The following is a 1,427-nucleotide window of genomic DNA, read 5'->3' as shown; positions in this document are numbered from 1 at the left end:
CGTAATCGGTGTCCGGAAAAACTTGACCAGAACACCTTGCGTCGCGATGGGCCGCAAAGCGGCCCCAAAAATTTCAGCCCTATCGCGCACCGTTCCTGTGCCCGCTGCACCTCGCCAAGGCACAAATCCCCTCAAAACCCGGCCAAATCCCCCTCAAAGCCCAATATTCCCGGGCTTTGCAAAACTGGCACGCCCCCTGCAATAGCTAATACATACCCAATTTCGGGGGCCCTGGTACAGGCAGGCCGGGTGAACCCCTCTTTTATTCGCAGCACCGCCGCTTTCGGGGACCTCGGTACAGGCAGGCCGGGCCATCCCCCCTTTACACGCAATACGCCGTAGCCCTTTTGGGGACCCTGGTACAGGCAGGCCGGGATATCCCCTCTTTTATTCGTGCAGTTTCACCTGCACCCGCCAGCGCCCAGCGTCCTCTGCACCGGCCCACTCGCCGCGTAGGGGGCGCGCGGCCACCACCGTCAGCAGCAACCCTTCCTTGCTGTGCTGCACGCGCCAGCTCACCGGTTTGCCTTGCAGGCTCAGTTGCCCCTGCTGGGCCTTGCCCTGGGCCTGGAACAGCAACGCCACCGTACCTTCCACGTTCTCACCGTGCAGCTTGGGTTCTTCGCTGAACCACAGATCAAGGCCGTCCTGTACCACCTGCACTTGCTGCAACTCGCGCTCGTCAGGCGCGGTCAGGCGGCCGATCATCAGCCCAACCATCACCCCGACTATTGCCAGCGACAGGATCATCCGCGGCATCGCCTTCGAACGCACGTCCGGTTCGGGGGTAGAATGCCCGTCATCTTCACGCTTGGAGCCGTGCATGTTTCACGTCATCCTTTTTCAACCAGAAATTCCGCCGAATACCGGCAACATCATTCGCCTGTGCGCCAACAGCGGCTGCCACCTGCACCTGATCGAACCCATCAGTTTCGAACTGGACGACAAGCGCCTGCGCCGTGCAGGGCTGGACTACCACGAGTATGCCACGCTCAAGCGCCACGAGAGCCTGGCCGGATGCCTGGAAAGCCTGGGCAACCCGCGGCTGTTCGCCTTTACCACCAAAGGCTCGCACCCGTTCCACGAAGTGGCCTACCAGCCGGGCGATGCGTTCCTGTTCGGGCCGGAGAGCCGTGGGTTGCCGGCCGAGGTGCTGGACAGCCTGCCGGCCGAACAGCGCCTGCGCCTGCCGATGCGGCCGGGGTGCCGTAGCCTGAACCTGTCCAATACCGTGGCGGTGACGGTGTATGAGGCGTGGCGGCAGAATGGGTTTGCCGGGAGTTGATCTTTCTCCTGCAAGGGCCCTTTCGCGGGTAAACCCGCTCCCACAGGTATTGCACCAGCCTCAAAATTTGCGCGGTCCCTGTGGGAGCGGGTTTGAACTGGCCTAATGATCCCGGACACCTCTTAAGGGCGATATGATTCGC

The 1,427-nt window shown here is 62.2% G+C and carries 2 protein-coding genes; one reads left to right on the top strand and one right to left on the bottom strand.

The features are described from left to right. Positions 1 to 387: 387 nt before the first annotated feature. The gene (locus IAE39_RS29430) at positions 388 to 825 is read right to left on the bottom strand and encodes a hypothetical protein (protein WP_201207957.1); all 438 of its coding nucleotides are present in this window, start codon (positions 823 to 825) and stop codon (positions 388 to 390) included. Here IAE39_RS29430 and trmL point away from each other — a divergent pair. Beyond that, positions 824 to 1,285 carry a tRNA (uridine(34)/cytosine(34)/5-carboxymethylaminomethyluridine(34)-2'-O)-methyltransferase TrmL gene (gene trmL, locus IAE39_RS29425; RefSeq protein ID WP_012274606.1) on the top strand — a complete coding sequence of 154 codons (462 nt, stop codon included), beginning with the start codon at positions 824 to 826 and terminating at the stop codon, positions 1,283 to 1,285. The genes IAE39_RS29430 and trmL overlap by 2 nt on opposite strands. Positions 1,286 to 1,427 lie beyond the last annotated feature (142 nt).

Source organism: Pseudomonas sp. S37 (assembly GCF_016658545.1).
GTDB lineage: Bacteria > Pseudomonadota > Gammaproteobacteria > Pseudomonadales > Pseudomonadaceae > Aquipseudomonas.
The sequence above is the reverse complement of the archived record's forward strand: the minus strand, read 5'-3'. Positions and strand labels throughout refer to the sequence as shown.